The sequence below is a fragment of the Micromonospora andamanensis genome (assembly GCF_016863495.1).
GTDB classification, from domain to species: Bacteria; Actinomycetota; Actinomycetes; order Mycobacteriales; family Micromonosporaceae; genus Micromonospora; species Micromonospora andamanensis.
The window spans coordinates 39,891-64,793 of sequence record NZ_BOOZ01000036.1 but is presented as its reverse complement, the minus strand read 5'-3'; the positions used below and the strand labels follow the sequence as shown (position 1 = coordinate 64,793).

The following is a 24,903-nucleotide window of genomic DNA, read 5'->3' as shown; positions in this document are numbered from 1 at the left end:
TTCGGCGCTGTACCCCCGCTTGTTCCGCCGTGGACTCCCCCGCCAGCCGGCGGTGCAGACATGGTCACACCGCGCCACGCAATAGTCAATAAACCTTACAGTTGCCTTGGGAGCGCTACGCCGCGACAGTGCGGGTATGGACCCCGTGCTGCTGGCCGACGCGACGAGCCCGGCCGACATCCCCGGCGTACGCCTGCTCGGCCTGGTGGTCGGCGGACTGCTGCTGCTCATCGCCATCCGCGCGATGTTCCGCCGCTGAGCCCGCCGGGGTGTGACGGACGCCCGCCGGGGTACCGCCTGCCCCACAGGCACCAGCGGGCCGAGGGGGAGAAATGAAGATCGGATACTTCCTGTCCACCGAGGAGTACGCGCCGGCCGAGCTGCTCGACCAGGCACGGGCGGCCGAGCGGGCCGGTTTCGAGGCGCTGTGGATCTCCGATCACTACCACCCGTGGACCGACGCCCAGGGGCAGAGCCCGTTCGTCTGGTCGATGATCGGAGCGCTGAGCCAGGTCTGCCGGCTACCTGTCACCACCGCCGTGACCTGCCCGACCGTGCGCATCCATCCGGCTGTGCTCGCCCAGGCGGCGGCGACAAGCGCGGTGCTGCACTCCGGCCGGTTCGTCCTCGGGGTGGGCTCCGGCGAGGCGCTCAACGAGCACATCCTCGGCGACCACTGGCCGCAGGCCGGCGTCCGGCTGGAGATGCTGGAGGAGGCGGTCGAGGTGATGCGCGAGCTGTGGCGCGGCGGCTTCGTCAACCACCACGGCCGGCACTACCGGGTGGAGCACGCGCGGATCTACACGCTGCCCGACACTCCCCCGCCGATCTACGTCTCGGCGTTCGGGCCGAAGGCGGTGGACCTGGCCGCGCGGATCGGCGACGGTTTCGTCAACACCGAGCCCGACGGCGAGCTGGTGGGGCGGTTCCGGGACAACGGTGGCGGCGACAAGCCCTGCCAGGCCGGTTTCAAGGCCGCGTACGCGCCTACTGTGGAGGAGGGCATGCGGCTGGCGTACGAGCGCTGGCCGACCGAGGCGATCCCCGGTGAGCTGCTCCAGGTGCTGCCCTCGCCCCGCCACTTCGAGCAGGCCGCCACCCTTGTCGATCCGGAGGCGATGCGCGAGGCGTTCGTCTGCGGCAACGACGCCGACGCCCACCTCGCGAAGATCGACGCGTACGCCACTGCCGGTTTCGACGAGGTGTACGTCGCCAACACCGGGCCGAACTGGGCCGGACTGCTCGACCTGTACCAGCGCGAGGTGCTGCCCCGGGTGCGTTGATCAACGCGGGTTTCGGCGCGGAGCCTGCCGGGTACCTGCGGCCTTCGATGAAGCTGACCACGCACTCGATGTCGTTGCGCCGAGCCGCGCGCAGCCTGTTCGGTTGGACCGCCCTGCGTCCCAACCAGTTGGCCGCGATGCGGGCCGTGATGCGCCGCCGCGACGCCCTGGTGGTGCTACCCACCGGCGCCGGCAAGTCGGCGATCTACCAGATCCCGGCCAGCCTGATCCCCGGCCCGACCGTGGTGATCTCCCCGCTCCTGGCGCTCCAGCAGGACCAGATCGCCGCGCTCAACGAGCGACAGCGATCGGAACTGCGCGCCGTCCGGATCAGCTCGGACGAGACGGCGGCCCAGCAGGCCGAGGCGATCGCCGAGATCCGCGACGGACGGGCCGAGTTCCTCTTCATCACCCCGGAGCAACTGGCCAACCCCGACCGGCTGGCCGAGGTGCGCGCGTTGAAACCGGCGCTCGTCGCGATCGACGAGGCGCACTGCATCTCCGCCTGGGGCCACGACTTCCGGCCGGACTACCTGGCCCTCGGGCAACTCATCGAGGGCATCGGCCGACCGCCTGTGGTGGCGTTGACCGCCACCGCCTCCCCGCCGGTACGCGACGACATCGTCGACCGGCTGCGGCTGCGCAAGCCCGAGATCGTGGTGTCCGGCCTGGACCGGCCGAACCTCTTCCTGGAGGTGGCGCACTGTCCCACCGAGGACTACCGGTGGCGGCGGCTGATCGCCCTGCTGCGCGACGACGAGCGGCCCGGCATCATCTACGTGCCCACCCGTCGCGCCGCCGAGGAACTGTCCGCCCGGCTGACCGACGCGGGCTATCCCGCGCAGTACTACCACGGTGGGATGCCGGCCAACGCCCGTGCCCGGCTGCACGAGGCGTTCCTCGCCGACCAGGTGCCGATCATGGTGGCGACCTCGGCCTTCGGCATGGGCATCGACAAGCCCAACATCGCCTGGGTGGTGCACATGGCACTGCCCGACTCGCCGGACAGCTACTTCCAGGAGATCGGCCGTGCCGGGCGCGACGGCGAGGCGGCCCGGGTCCTGTTGCTGTGGCAGGCCGAGGACGTCGGGCTGCAACGCTTCTTCAGCGGCGGCCTGCCCGACGCCACCGAGCTGCGCGACCTGGCCGCGTTGCTGCGCAAGGAGCCGACCACCCGGAAGGAACTACGCGAGGTGACCGGGCTCGGTCCCCGCAAGCTCGGGCAGTACCTCGCCCTGCTGGAGCAGGTCGGCGCGGCCCAGCAGGCGGCGGGGCAACGGGTCGGCGCAACCCGCTACGCCCCCACTCCGGTCGACGCGGCGACGGCGGCGGTGGCCGAGGCGGAACGGCAGCAGAGCCTGACCCGGTCGCGTACCGACATGATGCGCGCCTTCGCCGAGACCAGCGCCTGCCGGGGTCAGACGTTGCTCGCCTACTTCGGCGAGCAGATGACCGAGATCTGCGGGCACTGCGACAACTGCCACGCCGGCACCAGCGTGCCCGACGACGGCTCGGTCGGCCCGTTCCCGGTGCACAGTCAGGTGCGGCACGCCGAGTGGGGTTCCGGCCTGGTGCTCAGCTACGAGGAGGGCCGGATGACTGTCCTGTTCGACGAGGTCGGGTACAAGACGTTGTCGGTGAGCGTGGTGTCCGAACAGGGTCTGCTCACCCTGGACTAACCTGAGCCGGCCGCCACGGGCGGCGCGGCTGACGAGGACGTGAACGACGAGCGGGAGGGGTGGGTTGTGATCGAAGAGCCGGCGTACACCGGTTTCGGTTTTTCCGACGAGGAGTGGGGGCTGCTTGTCGGCCTGCCGCAGTCGGTGCTCACCGCGGCAAGCGCCGCCGAGTCCGACGGCACCAAGGCGACGATGGCCGAGGGCGCCGCCGGCCTGGAGACCATCTCCGGCGGGCGGGAGTCAGCCAGCCCGCTGGTGGCCGCCGTGGCCGGCGAGATCGTCACCCGGGTCGGCGACCCCGAGGCCGGTGAGGAGATGCCTGTCATCTCCCCGGCGGACCCGCGCGGCTACGCCGAGGACGTGCTGGGCCGGGCGAAGGAGGCGTCGGCGCTGCTGGCGGCGAAGGTCGACGAGGGCGAGGCGGGCGCGTACCGGCACTGGCTGGTGGAGATCGCCGAGCAGGTGGTCGGCGCGGCCAGCACCGGCGGTGTGCTCGGCCTCGGCGGCACCGAGGTCAGCCCGTCCGAGCGCCGCTTCCGCGACCGCCTCTCCCAGATCCTCAACGACTGACCCCACCGCCCCCACCTGCCTCGTTGATCATGAGGTTGGCGGCAGTTTTCGAGATCGAAACCGCCGCCAACCTCATGGTCAACACGGTGGGGAGGGCGTCAGGCGACGCGGCGGGGGAAGAGGAGGGCGGAGAGGAGCACGGCGAGGGCGAGCAGGGCTAGGCACCAGGCCGCTGCGCGGGTGGGTGCCGTGCCGACCGGGGTGTCCAGCAGGAGGCCGCGCAGCGACTCGATGACCGGGGTGACCGGCTGGTGCTCGGCGAAGCCACGGAGCCAGCCGGGCATGGTCTCGACCGGGACGAAGGCGCTGCTCGGATAGGGCAGGAACATCACCAGGAAGGTGTAGCCGTTGGCCGCCTCCGGGGTCCTGGCCAGCAGGCCGAACGCCGCCGACAGCCACGACACCGCCAGCAGGAACAGCAGCAGCACCCCGGCGGCGGCCAGCCAGCGCAGCGGCGCGACGGCCGGCCGGAACCCGATGGCCACCGCCACCCCCAGCACCAGCACCGTGGACACCGTGTTGCGGGCCACGCTGGCCACCACGTGCCCGGCCAGGATCGAGGTGGCGCCGACATCCATCGTGCGTAGCCGTTCGATCATGCCGTTGGTCAGGTCGGTGGTGACGCTCACCGCCGTGCCGGCCGCGCCGAAGCCGGCGCAGAGCAGCAGCACCCCGGGCACCACGTAGGTCACGTACGCCGAACCGGTGTCGATCGCCCCACCGAACAGGAAGACGAAGAGCAGCATCAGGATCACCGGTAGCAGCAGCGAGGTGAGCAGCGCGTCGACGTTGCGGCGGGACAGCCGTACGCAACGGCCGACCATCACGGCGGCGTGCATCGGTCGGAGGGTCAGCTCAGACACCGGCCACCTCCCGCGCGGCGCTAGCCGGACGGTCGGTGAGGGTGAAGAAGACGTCATCGAGGGTCGCCTCCCGAACGGTGAACCGGACCACCCCGTGCCGGTCCGGATCGACCTCATCGAGCAGGCTGCGGACCTGTGGCGCGCTGCCGTCGGTGGCCACCGACAGCGCCAGCCGAGCCGGCTCGCGATGGGTGACCCGGGCCCCCAACCGCCGTGCCGCCTCAGCGAGACCGGCGGCGTCGCGCCAGGTCAGCTCCAACCGCTGGGCGCCGAAGCGGCGCTTGAGGTCTGCCGCCGTGCCCTCGGCGACGAGCCCGCCGCCGTGCAGCACCATGATCTGGTCGGCCAGACGATCGGCCTCCTCCAGATACTGCGTGGTGAGCAGCACCGTCACCCCGGCACCGGAAAGCTCGCCGATCACCTCCCACAGCGCCTGCCGGCTGCGCGGGTCCAGACCTGTGGTGGGCTCGTCCAGGAAGATCACTGACGGTGCGCCGACCAGGCTGGCCGCCAGGTCGAGGCGGCGCCGCATCCCACCGGAGTACGTCACCACCTGCCGCCCGGCGGCGTCGGCCAGGTCGAAGCGGTCCAGCAGCGCCGCGGCGCGGGCGCGGGCGGCCGGCGCGCGCAACCCGGTGAGCCGGGCCAGCATCGTCAGGTTCTCCACGCCGGTCTGTCCGTCGTCGAGCGCCGCGTGCTGGCCGGCGAGGCTGATCGTCCGGCGTACCCGCCGCCGCTCACGCACCACGTCGTGGCCGGCGACCCGGGCGGTACCCGAATCCGGCCGGGTCAGCGTGGCCAGGATCCGCACCGTGGTGGTCTTCCCGGCCCCGTTCTGGCCCAGCAGGGCGTGCACCCCACCCGTGGGCACCCGCAGGGACAACCCGTCGAGCACCACGTGCTCCCCGAAGGACTTGCGCAGATCGACAAGCTCGACAGCTGGCGGTCCGTGCACCATGACACCCTCCAAATCTGCGTATGCCATACGCTTATCTGCGTAGACCATACGCAGAGGTTATGCTGGCGGTCAACGTGCCTGGGAGGTGGAGTGAACGGACCCGACGTCGAGCTGCCTGAGAACGTCGCGCTCGCCTGGGGCCTGCGCGACCGCCCGAGCCGTGGTCCGAAGCGCAGTCTCAGCCTGGATCAGGTGGTCGCCGCCGGGATCCAGATCGCCCAGGCCGAAGGGCTGCCGGCGGTGTCGATGAGCCGGGTGGCAAGCGAACTCGGCGTGGCGACGATGTCGCTGTACCGGTACGTGCCGACCAAACACGACCTGCTCGACCTGATGGTGGACACCGCGTTCGGCCCGCCACCACCCCCGCGCGGCGTGGACGAGGGCTGGCGACCGGCGCTGTCCCGCTGGGGCGAGGGAAACGTCACAGCGCTGCGCCGACAGCCCTGGATGCGGCACGTGCCGATCAGTGGCCCCCCGATCAACCCCAACCAGGTGCGCTGGCTGGAGTACGGGCTCGCCGCGCTGCGCGGCACCGGGCTCCGCGCCAGTGAGCGGATCGCCGCGATCATGCTGGTCAGCGGGTACGCCCGCAGCTGGGCCACGCTCACCGCGGACATCGCCGAGGCCGCCGCCCGGACCGGTAGTACCCCGGAGGAGGTGGGCCTGCGCTACTGGCAGCACCTCGCCACCCTCACCGCGCCCGGCCCGTACCCGGCGATCCACGAGCTGCTGGCCGAGGGTGAACAGTACGACGACGACGTCGACCTGGAATGGCGGTTCGGGCTGGACCGGATCCTCGACGGAGTGGCGGCCATGATCGAGACCCGGGCTGCCGCGCCGTCGGGGTGACGGCGGTCAGCTCCGCCCCAGCAGGGTCAGCACCGCCCGCTCGGCCTGCTCCGGCGAGGTGTCCTCGGTAACCGGGGCGACCACGCCGTCGTGGAACAGATCCACCACCCTCGGATCCACGTACGACGCGCGAGCCACCGTCGGCGTGTTCCCCAGCAACTCCGCCACCTGCCTCATCACCGCCGCCACCGCCCGACGACGGGCGGTCACCGAACCGGCGGAGGCGAACGTGGCCAGCTCCGTCGCCGCCCGTACCGTGGCATGCCAGGTGCGGAAGTCCTTGGCGGTCATCTCACCGCCGCTGGCCTCCCGTAGGTAGTCGTTCACCTCGTCGGCCCGAACGTCGCGCCACTGCCGCCCGTCCCAGTAGCCGAACAACCGGTCCGCCGCCCGCCGACGCCGACGCAGGTCGGTCAACACCCGGCACAACTGCGGGTCGGAGATCAGCCGTACCTGCTCGATGCCGCCCTTGGCCGGGAACTCGAACAGCACACAACCCCGGCGGAGCCGGGCGTGCTCGGGGCGCAGGGTGGCCACCCCGAAGGTCGGATCCTCGCCCGCCGCGTACTGGTCGCTGCCGACCCGGAAGGTGCCCATGTCGAGCAGCCGGGTCACCGTGGCCAACACCCGCTCGCGGCGCAGTCCCCGCACCGTCAGGTCAGTGTCGACGCGCTCACGCAACAGCGGCAGCCGGCCCGCAACCTCCAGCACGTGGTCGAACTTCGCCTCGTCCTGCCGCTGCCGCCACAGCGGGTGGTAGAGGTACTGCTTCCGGCCGGCCGCGTCCACGCCGATGGCCTGGATGTGCCCGTTGGGGTACGGCGAGATCCACACCTGCCGCCAGGCCGGCGGGATGACAAGTGCCCGCAGCCGGTCCAGCTCGTCGGGGTCGCGCACCGGTTCACCGCGCGGGTCCAGGAACGACCAGCCCCTGCCCCGCCGCTGCCGCCGGTACCCCGGCCGGCCCGGATCGCTACGCCGCAACCGCACGGTCCACCCGTACCGCCTGCTCCACCTCGTCGACGGCGGCCAGCACCTCGGCCACCCCGAGGTCGACGAGTGCGGGATGGACACCCACCCCGTCCCACTCCGGTCGGGCCCGCGCACCCGCCCAGAGCGCCAGGTGCCGCCGACGCTCCGGCGGCGGCCCCCACCGGGCGGGCGGCACCGGGCCGAACAGCACCACCGACGGGGTGCGGTAACCGGTGGCCAGGTGTGCCGCGCCGGTGTCGCCGCTGACCACCAGGCGCGCCCCGGCGATCAGGGCCGCGAACTGGGCCAGGTCCGTGCGGCCGGCCAGCACCGCGGCGGCGGGCAGCCCGGCCTGGTACGCGATGCGGGCGACCACGGCCCGCTCCGACGCGCTGCCGGTCAGCACCACCCGGTGCCCCCGCCCGGTCAGCTCCCGAGCCAACGCCACGAACCGGTCCGCCGGCCACCGTTTGGCCGGCTCCTTCGAACCCGGATGCAGCACCGTGACCCCGCTGACCGCCGGCACCGGGCCGGGTCGCCGCAGATCCAGGTCGGTCGGGTCGGCCGGTACGCCGTACCAGCCCAGCAGCCGGCACCAGCGCGACACCTCGTGCTCGTCGTCGTCCCAGTCCGGTCCGTCGACGTGCGACGCCTCGGCGTTGGCGAAGGCGAACAGCCGGCCGGGGTGGGCGGCGGCCAGCAGCCGGTGCGACAGCGGACCCCGGCCGTGCAGGTTGACCGCCAGCTCCACCCGCCCGGCCGGCCGGTCGAGCCGGTCCAGGCCGTCGGTGGGCAGCAGCCGGTCCACCCCGCCGACCAGCTCGACGAGTGGCCCGAGCCAGGCCGGCGCGGCGAGCACCAGTTGCCGGTCCGGGTGGGCCGCGCGCAGCGCCCGCAACGCCGGGACCGCCGTGGCGAGGTCACCGACGCCGAGGGCACGCAGCACCAGGATCACGGGTACGACGTCTCCTGATCGGCGCAGACCACCATCTCGCGGATCGCGCAGCCGGCCGGCTGGGACAGGGCGAACATGACGGCGGCAGCGGTGTCGGCCGGATCGTTGAGGATCGCGTCCGCCCCCGGCCGGTACCGCGGGTCGCGTTCGTCGAAGAAGGCCGTCCGCATCCCGCCCGGGATGAGCAGCGTGACGCCTACCGTGCCGGCCAGTTCGGCGGCGAGCGCCCGGGTGAAGCCGACCACCCCGAACTTCGCCGCGCAGTACGCCGTCGCGTCGCTCACCGCCTTGACGCCCAGCGTGGAGGCCACCGTCACGACGGTGCCCCGGGACGCCGTCAGGAACGGCAGCGCCGCCCGGATCACCGCGGCGGTGGCCAGCAGGTCGACCGCGACGATCCGGTCCCAGGTCTCACCGGGCACGTCGGCGAGCCGGCCCGGCACGTCGATGCCCGCGGCGGTGACCACCCCGTCCAGCCCACCCACCCGCTCGGCCAGTACGCGGGTGGCCGCCTCGGCGCGCCGGGTGTCGGCCAGATCGCACTCCACCCAGGGCACCCCGTCCGCCGGCGCCTGCCGGTCCAGCACCAGTGGCCGACCACCGGCGGCGGCAACCGCCGCCACCACTGCCGCGCCCAGTCCGCTGGAGCCGCCGGTGACCAGCACGGTCCGGCCGGCACCCGGCGCGCTCACCGGACAACCTCCGTCCGGTTGGCCGTCGCGGCGATCATCTCGGTGGTCGAGCGTCCGTCCAGGTAGGGCACCACCACTGTGTGGCCACCCCACCGCCGCAGGAGTTCCGCCTCCGGGAGGGCGTCACCGTCACCACCGCCGGTGCCGTAGTCCCCGCCCTTGACCCAGATGTCCGGACGCAGCCAGGACAGCGCCGCCGCCGGTGTCGGCTCGTCGAAGATCATCACGGCGTCCACACAGCTCAACGCGGCCAGCAGCCGGCTGCGGTCGGCCTGACGCATCACCGGCCGGTCCGGTCCCTTGAGCCCTGTCACGCTGGCGTCGGAGTTGAGGCACACAATCAGGCAGTCGCCGAGCTGCCGGGCGGCCTGCAACGTCGCCACGTGGCCGGCGTGCAGCAGGTCGAAGCAGCCACCTGTCGCGACGACGGTGCCGCCGGCGGCACGAACCCGGGCGACCACGGCGGCGGACGCGGCCACCCCGACCCGGTCGCCGGCCACCGCGGCGTGCACCGCCTGCGGGGCACGCCGCACCGGCGCCGGCAGGGCGGTGGCCACCCCACCGTCCGCCACGTAGGCCGAGGCTTCCGCCACCGCCTCCTGTACCGCCTCGGAGACCAACGCCCCACGGGCCAGGGCCAGGCCCGCGGCGACGGCGAACCGATCGCCCGCGCCACAGGTGTCCCCCTCGGCGGCGACCGGGGCGGGCACCATCAGCGGGGTCGAGCCGGCGTGGCTGAGCAGCGCCCCGTCGGCACCGAGCGTCACCGCGACAGCTCCGGCCCGCCACCGCTGCCGCAGTCGCTGCGCTCCCTCGGCGGCGGTCGCCAGCCGGGTGGCACCAACAGGCGCCTCCATCAGCTCCCGCACCTCCGCCTCGTTCGGGGTGACCAGGTTCGCCCCCGGTACGGCGGCGGGCCCACGCGGGTGGGGATCCCACACCAACGGGGCGCGGATGGAGGCCAGGGCCGCCCGCAGCGCCGGTTGCCGCGCCACCGCCCGGCCGTAGTCGCTGACCAGCACCACCGACGCCCGGTCCAGCACGCGCAGCACCGCGTCGCCCGGGTCGCCCAACTCCCCCACCCCGCCGCCCCGGTCGTGGCGCAGCAGCACCCGGCCCCCGGACCGCAGCCGGATCTTCTCCGGGGTCGCGCCGTTCAGCCGCAGCGGGTACACCTGCACCCCGGCGGCGGCGAGCAGCACGCTCAGCCGGGCTCCACCCGCATCGTCGGCCAGCGCTGTCACCAGCACCACCTCGGCACCCTGTGCGGCGGCGAAGACGGCGGAGAGCCCGGCGCCGCCGGGCCGATCCACGTGCGCGATCTCGTCGAGCACGGGTACCGGCGAGTCCGGACAGAGCCGGTTGACCACACCCTCGACGTCCCGGTCGAGCAGGGTGTCGCCGACCACCACCACGGGTCCCGTCACGCTTGCCTCCTCACGCCTGCACCGGCCGGACGGCACCGCCGTCCAGCACCACCTCGACGCCGGCCCGCACCGCACCTGCCGCCGGCGCCGGCGGGGTCAGTTCCTCGGCCATCGCCTGCTCGACGTACTCGCAGAGCAGGTGGCTGGAGACCAGGTGCAGTTCCTGGACCACCTGGGTGTCCGGGGAATCCACCGCGAGCACCTCGTGACACGCCTCGGCGAGCGGGTTCGGCGCCGGCCCGGTGAACGCCCAGCAGCGCAGTCCCGCCGCCCGCCCGGCCCGCGCGGCGGCGAGCAGGTTGCCGCTGCCGCCGCTCGTGGACAGCAGCAGCAGCACGTCGTCGGGTCGGCCGTGCGCGCGGACCTGCCGGGCGAAGACCTCCTGGTAGCCGTAGTCGTTGCCGATCGCGGTCAACGCCGACGTCTCGGCGTGCAGCGCGATGGCGGACAGCGGCTGGCGGTCGTCGCGCAGCTTGCCGACCAGTTCGGCGGTCAGGTGCTGCGCCTCGGCGGCGCTGCCACCGTTGCCGGCGACGAGCAACCGGCCGCCGTCGGTGAGCCGCCGGGCCAGCGTCGCGCCCCACCGGGCGAGCAGCGGCTCGCAGCGCCGGAACGGTGGCAGCGCCGCGGTCAGGTGTGCCAGGTGCGCGTCGAGCAGACTCATCAGGCCACCACCCTTGTCGGCCGATGCACCGCGGCCACCTCGTCGTACACCTCGGCGAGGCGCTGGGCGGTGACCGCCCACGAGTAGTGCCGGCGGGCCCGGGCCCGGGCCGCGCCCGCGTAGGCGAACCGGCGGATCCGGTCGTCGAGCAGCGCGCGCAGCGCCTCCCCCAGCGCCCGCGGATCCCGGGCCGGCACCAGGTCCCCGGTCACGCCGTCGACCACCGTGTCCCGCAGGCCGCCGACGGCGGTGGCCACCACGGGCACCCCGCACGCCATCGCCTCCAGCGGGGTCAGCCCGAACGGTTCGTACCAGGGCGCGGCGACCAGGATGTCCGCCGAGCGGTACCAGCGGCCCATCTCCTCCCGGGGCACCGCGCCGACCAGGCGGACCCGGTCGGCGACGCCGCAACTGCCGGCGAGGGCCCGCAGCCGCCGGGCGTACGGGTCGGTCTCCAGCAGGCCGGCCGGTGGGCCACCGACCACCACGCACTCGGCCTCGGGTACGTGTGCCATCGCCCGGACCACAGTCTGGAAACCCTTGCGTTCCACAAGCCGACCCACGGTGAGGATCCGCGCCCGGCCGGGCTCCCGCTCGGTGGCCGGACCAAGCGGAGCGAACGTGGCCAGGTTGACCCCGGACGGAATGACAGTCATCGCCGACCTGGGCACGCCCATCCGGACCAGCTCGCCTACCTCGTCGCGGCACTGCGCGACCACCCGGTCCACCGAGCAGCCGAGCTGGCGCTCGTAGCTGATCCGCCGGGCCGGACTGGTGTCCTGCACGCCCTGGTGTCGACGCTTCACCGTGCCCAGCGCGTGGTACGTCTGCACCACCGGCACCCCGGTCCGGCGGCCGGCCTCCAGCGCGGCCAGCCCGCTCATCCAGAAGTGCGCGTGGATCACCTCGGGCGTCCAGTCCCCGCCCCGCCACCTGTCGATCAGCCAGGCGCCGAACTGGCGCATGTGCGGCAGCAGCGCGTCCTTCGCCACCGGTTCGGCCGGCCCGGCCGGTACGTGCACCACGTCGTAGCCGTCCGGACTGCGTACCGTCACCGGCAGGTCCACCGCGTCGCGGCGGGTGTAGACCCGCACGTCGTGACCGGCGGCGGCGAGCGCGGCGGAGAGTTCCGCGACGTGCGTGTTCTGGCCACCGGCGTCCTCGCCGCCCAGGATGGCGAGCGGGCTGGCGTGCTCCGAGATCATCGCTATCCGCATACTTCCTCCTCCAGCAGCCGGTCCCAGTCGGTGAGGAATCGGTCGAGGCCGTAACGTTCGCGAGCGGCGACCCGGGCTTCGGCGCCCGCCCGCCGCGCCCGCTGCGGTTCGGTGACGAACCGGTCGGCGGCCTCCAGCAGCGTGTCGACCCGGGTGGCGAGGGCACCGGCGCCCGGTGGCACCGCCACCACCGCTTCGGTGGTGGCCAGCGCCACCACCGGCATTCCCATCGTCATCGCCTCGATCAGGCTCAGCCCCAGCGACGTCCACCGGCACAGGTGCAGGTACGCCCGTCGGCGCGCCAACTCGGCGTGCATCCGGTGCTGCGGCACGTCGTCGTGGCTGGTGAGTCGATCGGCCGGTAGACCGAGGTGCTCGGCCAGCCCGGCCACCTTCATGCCGAACACGTCGAGCGGGGCGATCTCGGCGAACCGGGGCAGCAGGTCGGTGCCGGTGACCCGCCAGCGGCGAACCGGCTCGTTGATCACGACGGCCAGCCTGTCGAGTTCGCCTGTGTACTCCACGGTCGGCGGCACGATGCCGTGGTCGACGACCGTGGTCCGGGTGGCGCCGGTGTCCCAGAACAGCTCGTTGAAGGCCGTCACGTGGACGATGAGCAGGTCGTCCCGGTCGGCCATCGGGTGGCGGCTGTTGGGGACCTGACCGTCCTTCGGCGTGTTGTGCTCCACGTAGATCGCCGGCAGGTCCCGGCCGGGCCGACGACCGAGCCACTCCTCGGCCAGGTCGAGTTCCTCGGGGCGTTGCAGGATCACCAGGTCGACCTCGGCGGCGGGCAACTGCTCCGGGCTCACCTCCGCAGCGCTCTCCGGCCAGGTGTACGTGCGGGCGCGGCCCAACCCGTAGGGCCCCCGGTCCGGGGTGGCCGGTATCAGGTACCGGTGTTTGCCATGCACGAACGAGGTGGTCCAGGAGCCGTGCACGTGCCAGAGCAGGATGTTCATCGGGTGCCCCCAGCACCGACGCCTGCCACCTCGGGCACCGGCCGCGACCCGGTCGAACCGGTGGGCGTCCGGTCCGGCGGTACGCCCAGCAGCCGCAACGCGTCCAGGACGGCACCCGGCTCGACGCCGCTGAGGCAGGGATGCCCCGGCACCGGGCACCGGGCGGCCCGGGTGTCCCGGCAGGCGGCGGTGGCGTCGCCGAGGCGTACCGTCGGCACCCGCCACGGCCCCCACTGTCCGAAGGGGACGGTTGGGGCGAAGAGGCTGACCACCGGCACGCCGTACGCGGCGGCCAGGTGCGCCGGCCCGGTGTTGCCGACCACCACCGCACCGGCGGCGGCCACCACCCCGGCCAGCTCGGCCAGCCCGGTGCGGCCCCCGAGGTCCCGGCAGTGCCGTCCGGCGACCCGTGCGGTGAGGTCCCGCTCGGCTGGACCACCGGTGACCACCACCCGGTACCCGGCGGCGTTCAACTCGTCGGCGATCCGCTCGGCCAGTTCGGGCGGGCAACCCCGGGCCGGTGCCGCCGACCCGGGATGCAGCACCACGTAACCCGGTTCGCCGGCCTCGCCGGGTGGCGGTGGGACGGGACGCAGCCGTAGATGCGGTTCGTCGCCGTCGCCGAGCGGGTAGCCGGCGGCGGCGGCCAGCGAGAGGGCCCGCTCCGCCTCCGGCACACCGGCCGGCACCCGGTGCCGCACGTCCAGCAGGCTGCCGGGGTAGTCGTCGCTTATCGCCGCGATCCGGGCGACCCCGGCCATCCGCAGCAGCAGGGCCAGCGGCAGCGGCGACTGGTGGAACGAGGTGAAGACGACCGCCTCGTCGGCGGCCACCGCCGACAGCCGGGTGACCAGGGCGGCCATCTCCGCCGGATCCACAGGCGCGGGGGCCGGGTCGATCCAGGGCAACCGGTGCTCGATGATCTCGTCGACGCCGGGCAACAGGTCGGCGGCGGCCCGCCCACGGGGCCCGCAGAGCAGCACCACCCGCTCGGCACCGGCGGCGACCGCCCGGATGCCCGGTCCGGTCACCAGCACGTCCCCCGCCGAGTCCGACCGCACCACAAGTACCGTGCGACCGTCGCCGGGGCGTCCCCTGCGAGATCGACGGGCACCCGTGGCACCGGCCCCCGACATCGGCTTCGCCGGGCTCAGCGACGCCTGGCGTCGAAGGATCTCCGCGACCGCGGCGGGCAGGTCGGCGGCCACCCACGGGGCGGCCGCGACCTCCTCGGCACGGGTAACCGGCGTCGGCACCAGGATGCCGGCCGCACCGGCGGCGAGCGCCGCCGTGACGTCGCGGCCGATGTCTCCGATCAGGGCGCAGCGAGCGGGTACGGTACCCAGCGCCCGGGCGGCAGCGTGCACGAGTCCCGGTCGCGGCTTGCGACACGCGCAGCCGTCCCCGTCGTCGTGCGGGCACACCTGCCAGGAGTCGAAGGGCCCGAGCAGGGCCTCGATCCGGCGGTGCACCAGGTGCATCTGCCGGTCGGTGAACAGCCCCCGGGCCAACCCGGACTGGTTTGTCACCACGGCGAGCTTCAGCCCGGCCGCGCGCAGCCGGTCCAGCGCCGCGCGGGCCCCCGGCATCGGGCGCACCTTGTCCGGATCCGCGTTGTACGGCACGTCCTCGACCAGGGTGCCGTCGCGGTCCAGCAGCACCGCGTCGAACAGGACCGGGCGAGACACAGCCCGGCCGGGATCGGCCAGCACCCCGGCTGACCTGCGCTGATCCGGCTCCCCATGGTCCTGTCGCACGGGCGGCGGGTTCCCTGCGCCCCGATGAGTAAACGTCACCGGCGACGCGGCCGACGACACCGCGCACCGGCGGTACCCGCACGGCCGCCCGCGGTGGCCTTACCCGCGGTCGCCGAGAAGCTAACCCGACCGCCCTGTTAGCCGGGGTGGTGGCCGGGTACCGAGGGGCGGTGGCGGTTGTGGAGAAGGTGATCGAGGCTCCGGCCCGGCAGGTGTGGGCGGTGCTGGCGGACGGATGGACCTACAGCGACTGGGTGGTGGGTACCGCCCACATGCGCAACGTGGACGACGACTGGCCCCGGGTGGGCTCCCGGCTGTACCACCGGGCCGGCCCCTGGCCGTTCTCCCTGGAGGACTGCTCGACCGTGCTGGCCTGCGAACCGGAACGCAGGCTGGTGCTCCGCGTGCAACTCTGGCCGGCCGGAGAGGCGGTAGTGGTCTTCACCCTGGAACCGGTCGGCCCGGACACGACCCGGGTGCTACTCGCCGAGGACTTCGCCGCCGGTCCGCTGCGCTGGATCCGTACCAAAATCAACGATCTGGTGCTGCACCTGCGCAACGAGGAGACCCTGGACCGGCTCTCCGACATCGCCCGCCGACAGAAGTCGGAGCAGTGATCGCGGGGCACTACGCCGGGGAGCCATTTCACCCCGGAAGGGACAAGTAGCTACGCTCTCGGGGAACCCTGTCCGCAGACCGAGGATGTCCCCCATGATCGAACCCGTCCAGTTGCCCTCGCCGTGGCGGGACGTGCGCCTGACCGTCGTGGTCCCGACCTACAACGAGGCGGGCAACCTGCCGGTCCTGGTCGAACGCCTCCTCGCGCTGCCACTACCAGGTCTGAAGGTGCTTGTCGCCGACGACAACTCGCCCGACGGCACCGGCGAGGTCGCGGACAAGCTCGCCATAGAGCATCCGGAGCGGGTGGAGGTCGTGCACCGGCCGGGTAAGGAGGGTCTCGGCCGGGCGTACGTGGACGGGATCGGCCGGGCCCTCGACGGCGGCGCCGAATACGTGGCGCAGATGGACGCCGACCTGTCCCACCCGCCGGAAGCGTTGCCGGGCATGCTCGGCGCGCTGCTCTCCACTCAGGCCGGCGTGGTCATCGGGTCACGCTACGTGCCGGGCGGCGAGCTGGACGAGAACTGGCCGCTGTACCGGCGGGCGCTCAGCGGCTGGGCCAACCTGTACGTGCACACGCTGCTGCGGGTCCGGATCCGGGACCTCACCGCCGGTTTCAAGATCTGGCGGGCCGACGCGCTGCGCGACATCGGGCTGGAGCGGGTGCAGTCAAACGGTTACAGCTTCCAGGTCGAGATGCATTACCTGGCCACCAAGCTGGGGCACACCATCCTGGAGGTGCCGATCCGCTTCGAGGAGCGGCGCGACGGCGCCTCGAAGATGACCACCGCCACCAAAATCGAAAGCGCCCTGATGCCGTTCAAGCTCCGTACCCGGCACCGCAACATCGCGCCCTGACACCGTCGGCCCGGCCGGGTCACGAGTAGACGGCCCGGTGGGCAGTGGCCACCGCCCGTTGATACAACCCACCGGTGAGGGCCCGGTCGCGGGCCAGGGCGGCCCGGGCGGCGTTCGCGCCGGGCGCCCCGTGCACCCCGCCGCCGGGGTGTGCCGACGAGCTGGCCAGGAAGAGCCGGTCCACAGGGGTGTCGGCGCGGCCGAGGCCCGGCACCGGTCGCAGGAACAACTGCTGGTAGGGGGCGGCGGTGCCGCCGCCCAGCGCGCCGCCGACCAGGCTCGGGTTGGCCTCCTCCAACTCGGCCGGGCCGGCCACCTGCCGGCCCACCACCAGGGCGCGGAAACCGGGCGCGGCGGCCTCCAGCACCGCCTCCATCCGCTCGACGTGGGCCATGATGTCGTCGGCTCGCCAGTGCCGCCGAAACGGCAGGTGGGTGTACGACCAGAGCGACTCGGTGCCCGGCGGCGAGTGGCTCGGGTCCGCCACCGACATCTGCCCCACCAGCAGGAACGGATCCGGTGGCAGCTCGCCCAGGGCCAGCGTGGCGGCGTAGCCGGTGAGCCCGTTGAGGTCCGCCCCCAGGTGCACGGTGCCGACGCTGGACAGGCGACCGTTGGTCCAAGGCACCGGGGCGGACAGCGCCCAGTCCACCTTCAGCGTCGAGCCGTCCCAGCGGAAGTGTTCCAGGTCGGCCACCAGTCGCGGCGGCAGCGCCGCGGCACCGACCAGGTCCAGGTACAGCGCGGGCGCGGGCACGTCGGCGAGCACGGCGCGCCGGGCCCGCCAGTTGGTGCCGCCGACCGTGCGGACGCCCACCGCCCGGCCCCGGGCGACGAGCACCCGCTCCACCCGGGCGCCGTAGTGGATCCGACCGCCCCGCTCGGCCAACCGGGCCACCAGCGCGTCGGTGATCTTCTGCGCGCCACCTTCCGGGACCGGCCAGCCGACCTGCTGCCCGAGCATGGCGAGCAGCCAGCCGTAGACGCCGGAGCCGGCCTCCTCAGTGGACAGATCCGTGTGCAGGGCGCAACCGGCCAGCAGCGCCGACCCGCCGGCACCTGCGAACAGTTCCTCACCGAGCCGGCTCACCGGCAGCACCAGCCGCCGGGCCAGTCGCAGCGAGCCGCCGACCCGTAGCCGGCGCAGCAGGCCGAGACCGCCGCGTACCGGCGGGAACGGAGTGGTGATCAGCTGCATCATCGGGTCGGCGACCTGCTGCCACTGCTCGTACGCGGTCAGCCAGCGTTCGCCGTCGCCGGGGGCGAAGGTCTCCAGCGACGCCGCAGTGACCATCGGGTCGCGGTTGAGCACCGCGGCCCGGTCGTCGGGGAACAGGTGGGCCAGCACGTCGGGGGCGTGCCGCCAGGTGAGCCCGTACCGGGTCAGGTCGAGCCCGCGCAGCACCGGTGAGGCGAAGCCGAGCGGGTAGAACGAGCTGAAGAGGTCGCTGAGGTAGCCGGGGGCGGTCACCTCGGCCGAGCGCACCGCCCCGCCGGGCACCTCGGTCGCCTCCAGCACCAGCACGTCCCAACCCGCGTCCGCCAGCAGGTTCGCGGCGACCAGGCCGTTGTGTCCGGCGCCGACGACGATGGCGTCGGCCCGCTCGGTGCCGAGGGAACCTGGCGAAGTCATCCGGGGACGCTACCCCGAGTCGTCCCGACGAAACGTTTGTCCCGGCCTGGCCCGGGCATGCAGCGCGCCATGTACACGGTCACGCAGCTCATCGGTGGAGTCTGGGGTGCCGGCGGGGAGGCCGGCGAGTTGCTGGTGCACGATCCGGCTGACGGCCGGCAGGTGACCAGCGCGCCGATCGCCACGGCCGACGAGGTCGACAAGGCGGTGGCGGCGGCCCGGGGAGTCGCGCCGGAGTGGGCCGCGACGCCCCCGGCGGCGCGGGCCGCGGCACTGCACCGGATCGCCGACGCGGTCACCGAGGTCGCCGACGAGCTGGCCGAGGCGACGACAGCGGAGATGGGCAAGCCTCTCGCGGACGCCCGGGGCGGCGTCGACGCGGGCATCGCCACCCTGCGCCAGTACGCCGAACTCGCGCCCGCCCGGGGCGGCCGTACGCTGCACGGCGACCCCGCCGCCATCGACTTCATGACGCCGCAGCCGCATGGCGTGACGGCCGTCATCACGCCGTGGAACGACCCGGTCGCGGTGTCCTGCGGACTGCTCGGCGCGGCCCTGGTAACCGGCAACGTGGTGCTGCACAAGCCCAGCGAGCGCACCCCGGCGACCGGGTGGCTGCTGGCCCGCGCGTTCGACAGTGTCCTGCCGGCCGGGGTGCTGTCGCTGCTCAGCGGCGACCCCACGACCGGCGCGGCGCTCGCCGCCGCCGAGGTGGATCTGGTGGCCCACGTGGGCGCCAGCGCCACCGGCCGGGCGATCGCCACGGCGGCGGCCGGCACCGGCGCCAAGGTGCTGCTGGAGAACGGTGGCAGCGACCCGCTGATCATCGACGCCGACGTCGACCCGACCTGGGCCGCCACCGAGGCCGCTCTGGGCGCCTTCGGCAACGCGGGCCAGATCTGTGTCGCGGTGGAGCGGATCTACGCTCACCGCGACGTCGCCGAGGACGTGGTGGAGGCGCTCGTCGAGCGGGCCGCCGCGTTGCGCGTCGGACCGGGGCGGGACCCGGACACCCAACTCGGCCCGCTCGTCGACCGACGGCACCGCGACCACGTGCACGGGCAGGTGATCGCGGCGGTGGCCGACGGTGCCCGACTGCGCACCGGCGGCACCCTGCCGGAGGGGCCGGGGGCCTTCTATCCCGCGACTGTCGTCGACAACTGCCGACACGACCTGACGTTGATCCGCGAGGAGACGTTCGGCCCGGTCGCCGCCGTGGTGGTGGTCGACTCGTTCTCCGAGGCGTTGAAGTGCGCGGCCGACTCGCCGTACGGGCTGGCCGCGACGGTGCTGACCGGGTCGATGAGCCACGCCCAGCGGGCCTGGCGGGAGCTGCCGGTCGGCACCGTCAAGGTGAACTCGGTATTCGGTGGCGCGCCGGCCGGCGCCGCGCACCCGCGCCGGAGCAGCGGCCAGGGCTTCGGCTACGGGCCGGAACTGCTCGACGAGTTCACAGTCACCAAGGCGGTGCACATCCAGGCACCCGGCGGCGGCCACTGGTGAACCGCTGCCGACCCGGCGGCCACCGCGATCGGCAGCGACCAGGTGAGCCGTGGGGCCCGGCCCGGCGGGTACGCCGGTCGGGCCCCGGGCAACGGCGACGTGGTCAGCCGCCACGCGCCTTGCGGGTCTCCCGGTCGTTGGCCTTCTGGATGGCCCTGACCAGCTCCGGCTTGGTCATGCTCGACCGGCCCGGCACGTCCAGTTCGCGGGCCACCCCCAGGAGGTGCTCCTTGGGGGCGTTCGCGTCCACCCCTCCGGCGGTCGGTGCCCGCCGGGCCGGGCCACCACCGGCGGCCTGCTCGTCGCTGGGGCCCTTGCGACCCTTCGGCTCCCAGTGGTCGCCGACCTTCTCGAACTCATGCTTGACGGCGGCGAACGCGGTGCGGTGCGCCCGCTCGCCCTCGCCGTAGGTCTCGACCGCGGAATCGTGCGTCTTCTCCCAGGTGCGCTGGGCCTTCTCCGGGGAGCGCCGCAGCGTGCTGGGCAGTACCTCGCGCCCGGGCATCTCGATCCTCCTCCGTCTGCGGGTGATTCGGATTGGCGTACCCCCGTGCGGCGGCGGCAAACGCCGCGGCGTTTGCCGCCGGGCGGGGCCGGGTACCGCCGGGGCCATCGACGAGCCGCAGGTGCCCGCCGTGTCCCAGGAGCGGTGATGACGACGACGAACCCCGACGCCCCGTCGGCCGACCCGCCGGTGCCGCGACTCCCCGGGATACGCCAGCTCCGCTGGCGGACCTGGCGCGGCGTGCTGGTCCGCGCCGGACGCAACTACCTGAGCGACAACTGCACGGACTGGGCCGCCGCCCTCACCTACTACGGGGTGCTTGCGTTGTTCCCCTCCACGGTCGTGGTGGTGGCCCTGGTCGGTCTGGTCTCCGACGGGGAACGCACCGTCGACACGGTGCTCGACCTGGCCCGGGACGTGGGTGCCGGCTCGGTGGTGGCGAACGAGAGCTTCGTCGGTGTGGTCCGCGAGGTGGTGAGCCAGAACAGCTCCGCCGGAGTGTTGCTCAGCTTCGGTCTGCTCGGCGCGCTCTGGTCGGCCTCGAACTTCATCGCCTCGTTCACCCGGGCCTCGAACGCGATATACGGCGTGGTCGAGGGACGACCCGTCTGGAAGCTGCGTCCGATGCAGATCGGGCTGGCCGCCCTGTCGTTGGTGCTGCTCGCCACCGTGGCCGCCGGTCTGATCGTCAGTGGCCCGGTCGCCGACGCGGTCGGTGACCTGGTCGGGGCCGGTGGCGCGGCGCGCACCGCGTGGGCCGTGGCCAAGTGGCCGGCGCTCGCGTTGATCGCGATGCTGTTGATGTCCCTGATGTTCTGGGTCGCGCCGAACGTACGCCAGCCACGGTTCCGCTGGCTCACCCCGGGCGGGATGGTGGCCCTGACCGCCTGGGCGCTCGGTTCCTTCGGCTTCGGGCTGTACGTGGCGAACTTCGGCTCCTACGACACCACGTACGGCAGCCTCGGTGCGGTGATCGCGTTCCTGGTCTGGCTCTACCTGTCCAATTCCGCGCTCATGCTCGGTGTCCAGATCAACGCCGAACTCCAGCGGGGACGGGTGCTCCAGTCCGGCCGGGAAGACGCCGACGACCCGGTCCTGCCACCCCGGTCCCCGGCCGACAGGTGACCGGTTGCCGGTTTACCCCCCGTCCCGCCGGGTAGCGCAGAAGACATGGATCGCGGCAGCAGCAAGCACTCACCCAGGGTCGACGACCAGATGAGTCAGGAGGTCAGCGGCCTCGTGCAGGGGCCGGGGACCGGTGGTTCGCGGGTCGACGAGTTCCGCGTCCCGGAGCCTGCGGGCGAGGACCAGCCGGAGGCCACCACGGCGCCCGGCGGCGACCTGCGCAGCGGCTCTCCACAGGGCATGACCTCCGAGGACGTCGAGGCACGTAGCCGGCTGGGACGGTTCATCACCATGACCGCCCTGCCCGGTGACCGGGCCGCACTGCTCGCCAACGCCCGCGCGAACGAGGCCCCCGACGATGTGCTGGCGGCGTTGGAGCGCCTGCCCGAGGACACCCGGTACCAGACGGTGTCCGAGGTCTGGGCGGCGCTCGGCCATACCAACGAGACGACGCGCTGGTAGGTGGACCGGACCGGTCCGCAACCGCACCGAGCGCAGGAGAGGACAACGATGAGTGGCGTGACGCAGCATGTCGACGTGGCCGTCCCGGTCCGGACGGCGTACGACCAGTGGACTCAGTTCGAGGAGTTTCCGCAGTTCATGGAGGGTGTGCAGGAGATTCGCCAAGTCTCCGACACGATGACCCACTGGACCGTGGAGATCGCCGGGGTCAAGCGCGAGTTCGACGCCGAGATCACCGAGCAGTTGCCCGACGAGCGGGTGGCCTGGCGCTCGACCGGCGGCACCCAGCACGCCGGGGTGGTCACCTTCCACCGGCTGGACGAGAACAACAGCCGAGTCAGCCTCCAGTTGGAGTTCGACCCGCACGGCGTGATCGAGCAGGCCGGCGACAAGCTGGGCGTGGTCGACCGCCGGGCAAAGGGAGACCTGCAACGGTTCAAGACGTTCATCGAGCGACGTGGCCAGGAGACCGGTGCGTGGCGCGGGCAGGTCGACCGTCCCCAGCCCTGATCCCGCGATGAGATCTTCCACGGCCGCCGGGTCCGCCGGCGGCCGTCGTCGCGTCGCGCCCGCCACCGCCGGACGGTCACCCGCCGCCTGGGAAGGTGTCGTTTGCGACGACCGGGCCGGGGTACCGCGAAGGCATGACCGACGACAGGACGTGGCGTAACGAGGAACGACTCCCGCTTGAGGAACTGGACCGGGCCGTCGCCAGGTCCACGCTCGACGGGCAGGCCGACGACGTGACGGGCAACGACGCCGGAGAGGAAGCCGCCTTCGGGCACGGCCCCGAGGCGGCGGACCGGGGCGGCGAGGTGCCCGGCACCGGCCGTGAACCCACCGACCCCGACCGGGCCTACCGTCCGTCCACCACCGGACGCACCGGTCCGGACACTCTCTGACACCATCTCCGGGTACGTTCCGGCTCGTGCCGCGCTTCGCGCTCGTACCCGGAACGCCGCGCCGGCCAGCCCCGACGGGTCCGCCGAACGGACGGTGAATTCGGACAGCTCAGCCAGAATCGGCCGTTCGGCTGACGGCAATGGCCGCATCGCGCGCAAGACTTTCGGAATGCATCAGGGCTCCGGCTTCCTCTCCACGCGTCAGCGCCGCCTGGCATGGCTCGGCTTTCTCCTCGCCGCCGTCCAGGCGCCCGTTTCCGCCAGGCTGGTCGACGACAGCTCATGGCTGTTCAGCCTCTGCGTCGCGCTGATGGTGGCGACCGTGATCATCGCCGACGACGCCGCGCGTCGTCGCCCGGCGGACGTACGTTCCTCCGAGTAGAGGCTGCCCGAAGTCCTCGGCTGAGCCGAGGCGTCACGGTTCGCCGGCCGGACGCACCTCGTGGCCTGACCGCCCGTGCGTCCGGCGGCGCTCCTTCATCTCCGCCTCGTAGAGGTGCCGTCGACCACCGACCAGCTGCTCGCGTGCCGACCGTTCCACGTCGCGGAACAGCGCATGGTAGCCGTCGTCGAAGTCCTCGACGATCTGGAATGTCCACCGGCCGGCGATGACGTTGCGACCCACCAGCTCGTCGGCGATGCGGTGGGCGATCTCGGGGTGGCCGGCGTCGCGGAACATCCGTACCGCGTCGTCGAGCATCAGGTCGGCGTGCCCGATGAGCTGGTGCAGCGAGTAGAGCTGCCCACGGGCGCGTTCCACGCACTCCAGGGCCTCGCTGAGCTTGCCGAGGGCGGCCACCGTGTCGTCGCTCACTCCGGGCGGTCGCCGGTGCCGCTCGTCGGGTTCGTCGCGGGAGTCCATCCGTACCTCCTGGTGCCGGCCGTGCCACGGCGTCCGGTTTCCGCCGCCCGCCGCGTCCGACTCGATCCCCCCGGACACCTGGCGGGCAACCGCGGGGAGGCGGTGACGGACCGAGCGGCCGAGGTCGAGGCGTCGCGGGTTGGCTACATTCGTTCCCCATGCGCGTGCCGCCGAACCGGGTCACCCACCCCACCGCCGTCGACTCGGCGCGGTCCACCCTCGTCACGCTCGCCCATGCCGTGGGCCTCGACGGGCTTGCCGCCGCCACCGGCCGGCCGGGGCTGCTCGCCGCCGTCGACCAGCACGCCGCAGCGGTGCGCGACAGCCTGCACGGGGACCGACGGCCGTTGACCGCCGCGGGTCTCGCCGGCTACGCCGAGGGCCTTCGCGCCGCCGCCGAGGAGTACGGCTGGCGGCCGGCCGACGCCCCGGTCGACTGGGCGGAGGCGGACTGGGTGCTGGTGCGCCTGCTCGCGGTCTGCGCGCTGACGGCCGCCCTGGACACGCCGGCCCCGCAGCCGCCGCCGCTGTGAGGGCGACGGGTGCCCGCCCTGCGGCGGACACCCGTCCTCGGTACGACTGCCGACGAGACCGACCGTCACGGACGGAACTGCTGGGTCTCGTCGCCGGCGGTGCCGGACTGGTAAGTACCCCGTCCGCCGGCCATCGAGGACTCCGATCCCCGGGAGGCCGGTTGGGCGGCACCGGTCCGGTCGGCCATCTGCCGCTGCATGTCGCCGCGACCGGCCTCGGCACCCTGCCGCTGCTCGCGGATCGCCCGCGACTCCTCGGCGGCTCTGGTGAGCCAGCCTTCCCAGCGGTTCTGCATCGGCCGCACCAGACCACCACCGACGCCGACGATCAGGATGCCCGCCACCGTGGCGAGCACCGCGATGAGCACCGGCTGGGTGACGGTGGTGGCGATGCCCACCTGGTTGAGCGCCGCGATCACGCCCAGCGCGATGATGAAGATCGCCGTCACGTCGGCCAGGAACCGGCCGTACGACAGCCCGCCGAGCGCCCCGGTGACGAGGTCCCGCACGGCGTTGGCGATCGCGGCGGCCACCACCACGATGACGATCGCCACGAAGGCCCGTGGCAGCCACGCCACCACGCCCGCGATCAGATCACTGATCGCGTTCGGTCCCCAGACGCCGAAGGCGAACTGAAGCGTGAACAGCAGCACGGCGTAGTACGCCAGCCTCGCCAGGATGTCACTGGCGTCGTACTTCGTCCGTTCCAGCGCGCGCTTGATACCGCCCCGTTCGACCGCCCGGTCGAACCCCACCCGTTCCAGAGCCGCGTCGACGATCTTGAGCACGGCTCTGGCGATGAGCCATCCGACCACGAGGATCGCGATGAACGCGAGGGCCCGCGGCACGAACAGCAGCACCGACCTCCACATGTCGGCCGCGGCGTCACCGATGTTGACCTGCCTGGCCGCGAGGGTTTCCGGCATGACGTCCCTCCTGTCGCATGGATTGCCCCGCGCGCTTACCCCTTCCCCCGGCCAGCACGCCGCTCCGATCCGCCCCTTTTTCTGGACAGATCGCATCGGAGCGGCTCTGACCTGCCCTGATGTCT

General features: G+C 73.1%; 28 protein-coding genes. 14 read left to right on the top strand and 14 right to left on the bottom strand.

The features are described 5' to 3' along the window. The first annotated feature begins 136 nt into the window (after window positions 1-136). The 4 genes from Van01_RS33560 (at window position 137) to Van01_RS24730 (ending at window position 3,532) form a co-directional block, all read left to right on the top strand. Window positions 137-259: a hypothetical protein gene (locus Van01_RS33560; RefSeq protein ID WP_269738869.1), complete on the top strand. Its 123-nt coding sequence runs from the start codon at window positions 137-139 to the stop codon at window positions 257-259. 73 nt (window positions 260-332) lie between these two features. Beyond that, on the top strand, window positions 333-1,283 hold the full coding sequence (locus Van01_RS24740) for a TIGR03557 family F420-dependent LLM class oxidoreductase (RefSeq protein WP_204012292.1): 951 nt from the start codon (window positions 333-335) through the stop codon (window positions 1,281-1,283). A gap of 47 nt (window positions 1,284-1,330) precedes the next feature. Further along, window positions 1,331-2,962 (top strand): RecQ family ATP-dependent DNA helicase, encoded by a 1,632-nt coding sequence (locus Van01_RS24735; protein ID WP_204012281.1) that lies wholly within the window; start codon window positions 1,331-1,333, stop codon window positions 2,960-2,962. A 66-nt stretch (window positions 2,963-3,028) separates the two neighbouring features. After that, window positions 3,029-3,532 carry a hypothetical protein gene (locus tag Van01_RS24730; RefSeq protein ID WP_099851824.1) on the top strand — a complete coding sequence of 168 codons (504 nt, stop codon included), beginning with the start codon at window positions 3,029-3,031 and terminating at the stop codon, window positions 3,530-3,532. A 98-nt stretch (window positions 3,533-3,630) separates the two neighbouring features. Here Van01_RS24730 and Van01_RS24725 read toward each other — a convergent pair whose 3' ends face one another. Continuing rightward, entirely contained in the window at window positions 3,631-4,395 is a 765-nt protein-coding gene (locus Van01_RS24725; RefSeq protein WP_239099274.1) for an ABC transporter permease, read from the bottom strand. Continuing rightward, the gene (locus Van01_RS24720) at window positions 4,388-5,353 is read right to left on the bottom strand and encodes an ATP-binding cassette domain-containing protein (protein ID WP_204012278.1); all 966 of its coding nucleotides are present in this window, start codon (window positions 5,351-5,353) and stop codon (window positions 4,388-4,390) included. Before Van01_RS24720 ends, Van01_RS24725 begins: the two co-directional genes overlap by 8 nt. A gap of 90 nt (window positions 5,354-5,443) precedes the next feature. On the opposite strand from Van01_RS24720, the gene Van01_RS24715 reads away from it, so the two are divergent. Next, window positions 5,444-6,202 (top strand): TetR/AcrR family transcriptional regulator, encoded by a 759-nt coding sequence (locus Van01_RS24715; protein WP_239099273.1) that lies wholly within the window; start codon window positions 5,444-5,446, stop codon window positions 6,200-6,202. 6 nt (window positions 6,203-6,208) lie between these two features. On the opposite strand, the gene Van01_RS24710 is transcribed toward Van01_RS24715, so the two are convergent. From Van01_RS24710 to Van01_RS24675, 8 genes are read right to left on the bottom strand one after another with little or no spacing between them, the layout of a single operon-like run. Then, the gene (locus tag Van01_RS24710; RefSeq protein WP_204012261.1) at window positions 6,209-7,192 is read right to left on the bottom strand and encodes a DNA topoisomerase IB; all 984 of its coding nucleotides are present in this window, start codon (window positions 7,190-7,192) and stop codon (window positions 6,209-6,211) included. After that, window positions 7,176-8,129: a glycosyltransferase family 9 protein gene (locus tag Van01_RS24705; RefSeq protein ID WP_204012259.1), complete on the bottom strand. Its 954-nt coding sequence runs from the start codon at window positions 8,127-8,129 to the stop codon at window positions 7,176-7,178. Before Van01_RS24705 ends, Van01_RS24710 begins: the two co-directional genes overlap by 17 nt. After that, the gene (locus Van01_RS24700; RefSeq protein ID WP_204012257.1) at window positions 8,126-8,821 is read right to left on the bottom strand and encodes an SDR family oxidoreductase; all 696 of its coding nucleotides are present in this window, start codon (window positions 8,819-8,821) and stop codon (window positions 8,126-8,128) included. Before Van01_RS24700 ends, Van01_RS24705 begins: the two co-directional genes overlap by 4 nt. Next, window positions 8,818-10,248: a PfkB family carbohydrate kinase gene (locus tag Van01_RS24695; protein WP_204012255.1), complete on the bottom strand. Its 1,431-nt coding sequence runs from the start codon at window positions 10,246-10,248 to the stop codon at window positions 8,818-8,820. The genes Van01_RS24700 and Van01_RS24695 overlap by 4 nt, the downstream gene beginning before the upstream one ends. 10 nt (window positions 10,249-10,258) lie before the next feature. Beyond that, entirely contained in the window at window positions 10,259-10,912 is a 654-nt protein-coding gene (locus tag Van01_RS24690; protein WP_204012253.1) for a D-sedoheptulose-7-phosphate isomerase, read from the bottom strand. After that, window positions 10,912-12,129, bottom strand: coding sequence for a glycosyltransferase (locus Van01_RS24685; RefSeq protein ID WP_204012251.1), 1,218 nt, complete (start codon window positions 12,127-12,129; stop codon window positions 10,912-10,914). Before Van01_RS24685 ends, Van01_RS24690 begins: the two co-directional genes overlap by 1 nt. Continuing rightward, entirely contained in the window at window positions 12,120-13,091 is a 972-nt protein-coding gene (locus Van01_RS24680; protein WP_204012248.1) for a glycosyltransferase, read from the bottom strand. Before Van01_RS24680 ends, Van01_RS24685 begins: the two co-directional genes overlap by 10 nt. After that, window positions 13,088-14,848: an HAD-IIIA family hydrolase gene (locus tag Van01_RS24675; RefSeq protein WP_204012245.1), complete on the bottom strand. Its 1,761-nt coding sequence runs from the start codon at window positions 14,846-14,848 to the stop codon at window positions 13,088-13,090. Before Van01_RS24675 ends, Van01_RS24680 begins: the two co-directional genes overlap by 4 nt. A gap of 170 nt (window positions 14,849-15,018) precedes the next feature. Here Van01_RS24675 and Van01_RS24670 point away from each other — a divergent pair, with 170 nt between their 5' ends. Both Van01_RS24670 and Van01_RS24665 read left to right on the top strand, forming a co-directional pair. Further along, window positions 15,019-15,465 (top strand): SRPBCC family protein, encoded by a 447-nt coding sequence (locus Van01_RS24670; RefSeq protein WP_204012241.1) that lies wholly within the window; start codon window positions 15,019-15,021, stop codon window positions 15,463-15,465. A 94-nt stretch (window positions 15,466-15,559) separates the two neighbouring features. Beyond that, window positions 15,560-16,327, top strand: a complete 768-nt coding sequence (locus Van01_RS24665) for a polyprenol monophosphomannose synthase (RefSeq protein WP_204012238.1) — start codon at window positions 15,560-15,562, stop codon at window positions 16,325-16,327. A 19-nt stretch (window positions 16,328-16,346) separates the two neighbouring features. On the opposite strand, the gene Van01_RS24660 is transcribed toward Van01_RS24665, so the two are convergent. Further along, window positions 16,347-17,960 carry a phytoene desaturase family protein gene (locus Van01_RS24660; protein WP_204012235.1) on the bottom strand — a complete coding sequence of 538 codons (1,614 nt, stop codon included), beginning with the start codon at window positions 17,958-17,960 and terminating at the stop codon, window positions 16,347-16,349. Window positions 17,961-18,029: 69 nt separating this feature from the next. On the opposite strand from Van01_RS24660, the gene Van01_RS24655 reads away from it, so the two are divergent. After that, window positions 18,030-19,463, top strand: a complete 1,434-nt coding sequence (locus tag Van01_RS24655) for an aldehyde dehydrogenase family protein (protein ID WP_204012232.1) — start codon at window positions 18,030-18,032, stop codon at window positions 19,461-19,463. A gap of 103 nt (window positions 19,464-19,566) precedes the next feature. On the opposite strand, the gene Van01_RS24650 is transcribed toward Van01_RS24655, so the two are convergent. Continuing rightward, window positions 19,567-19,968, bottom strand: a complete 402-nt coding sequence (locus Van01_RS24650; RefSeq protein WP_204012230.1) for a ChaB family protein — start codon at window positions 19,966-19,968, stop codon at window positions 19,567-19,569. Between the two features lie 147 nt (window positions 19,969-20,115). Between Van01_RS24650 and Van01_RS24645 the strand changes: the two genes are divergently transcribed. The 5 genes from Van01_RS24645 to Van01_RS24625 all read left to right on the top strand — a co-directional run bounded on the left by Van01_RS24645 (window position 20,116) and on the right by Van01_RS24625 (window position 22,839). Then, on the top strand, window positions 20,116-21,093 hold the full coding sequence (locus tag Van01_RS24645; RefSeq protein ID WP_204012228.1) for a YihY/virulence factor BrkB family protein: 978 nt from the start codon (window positions 20,116-20,118) through the stop codon (window positions 21,091-21,093). A 45-nt stretch (window positions 21,094-21,138) separates the two neighbouring features. Next, complete coding sequence (locus Van01_RS24640) at window positions 21,139-21,555, top strand: DUF2795 domain-containing protein (RefSeq protein ID WP_204012226.1); 417 nt, start codon at window positions 21,139-21,141, stop codon at window positions 21,553-21,555. A gap of 48 nt (window positions 21,556-21,603) precedes the next feature. Then, window positions 21,604-22,065 (top strand): SRPBCC family protein, encoded by a 462-nt coding sequence (locus tag Van01_RS24635; protein WP_204012224.1) that lies wholly within the window; start codon window positions 21,604-21,606, stop codon window positions 22,063-22,065. Window positions 22,066-22,199: 134 nt separating this feature from the next. Beyond that, the gene (locus Van01_RS24630) at window positions 22,200-22,457 is read left to right on the top strand and encodes a hypothetical protein (RefSeq protein ID WP_204012222.1); all 258 of its coding nucleotides are present in this window, start codon (window positions 22,200-22,202) and stop codon (window positions 22,455-22,457) included. 94 nt (window positions 22,458-22,551) lie between these two features. Beyond that, window positions 22,552-22,839: a hypothetical protein gene (locus tag Van01_RS24625; RefSeq protein ID WP_239099272.1), complete on the top strand. Its 288-nt coding sequence runs from the start codon at window positions 22,552-22,554 to the stop codon at window positions 22,837-22,839. Window positions 22,840-22,872: 33 nt separating this feature from the next. Here the strand turns inward: Van01_RS24625 and Van01_RS24620 are convergent, their stop codons facing one another. Then, on the bottom strand, window positions 22,873-23,319 hold the full coding sequence (locus Van01_RS24620; protein ID WP_204012220.1) for a hypothetical protein: 447 nt from the start codon (window positions 23,317-23,319) through the stop codon (window positions 22,873-22,875). A gap of 158 nt (window positions 23,320-23,477) precedes the next feature. On the opposite strand from Van01_RS24620, the gene Van01_RS24615 reads away from it, so the two are divergent. Next, the gene (locus tag Van01_RS24615) at window positions 23,478-23,852 is read left to right on the top strand and encodes a DUF6401 family natural product biosynthesis protein (RefSeq protein ID WP_204012216.1); all 375 of its coding nucleotides are present in this window, start codon (window positions 23,478-23,480) and stop codon (window positions 23,850-23,852) included. A gap of 65 nt (window positions 23,853-23,917) precedes the next feature. On the opposite strand, the gene Van01_RS24610 is transcribed toward Van01_RS24615, so the two are convergent. Continuing rightward, window positions 23,918-24,778, bottom strand: a complete 861-nt coding sequence (locus Van01_RS24610) for a mechanosensitive ion channel family protein (protein WP_204012215.1) — start codon at window positions 24,776-24,778, stop codon at window positions 23,918-23,920. Between the last annotated feature and the right edge of the window lie 125 nt (window positions 24,779-24,903).